Below are 423 nucleotides of genomic sequence, written 5' to 3'. Positions count from 1 at the left end.
CATGGGGAGCGGCATGGAATCTGATGTAATGCGGTTCTGGATCTTCGTGGCTGTTTCGCTGATCGTCTTCGTCGGCTTGCTGCGTTTTGTAACGCGGCATCGGGAGCTTCGCCCCAGCGCAGGCGCAGTTGCCGCTGTCGCTGCGGTGGTCGTTGTCGGCGGCATGGTTTTCGCCAAATACGGCAACAACCTCGGGCTGCCGTGGTGGGTCTACTACACAGTTCCTGCTCTTGCCACGCTCATGGTTCCGCCCGTCGCATTTGCCCTGCGGGGTAAGGAGCTCGCTCAATATCTTGTGCTGGCGTTTCTATCCTCGCCCGTCATCCATGTAGCCTTCTCGCTGTTTCTGGGCTGGCACGAGTACATGCCCTTTATCCCGGTGCCGTCGCTCAAGCAGCTATTGGCGTAGCGTAGGCTTGGCAC

1 protein-coding gene is annotated in these 423 nt (G+C 59.3%); it reads left to right on the top strand.

Annotated features, from left to right (window positions below; genetic code table 11):
- A partial coding sequence (locus tag MQC88_RS10440) for a hypothetical protein (RefSeq protein ID WP_243321745.1) occupies positions 1-409 on the top strand: 409 nt, incomplete at its 5' end.
- Positions 410-423: the final 14 nt, after the last annotated feature.

The organism is Cognatiluteimonas sedimenti (assembly GCF_022808325.1).
In the GTDB taxonomy this organism is placed as follows: domain Bacteria; phylum Pseudomonadota; class Gammaproteobacteria; order Xanthomonadales; family Xanthomonadaceae; genus Cognatiluteimonas; species Cognatiluteimonas sedimenti.
The sequence above is the reverse complement of the archived record's forward strand: the minus strand, read 5'-3'. Positions and strand labels throughout refer to the sequence as shown.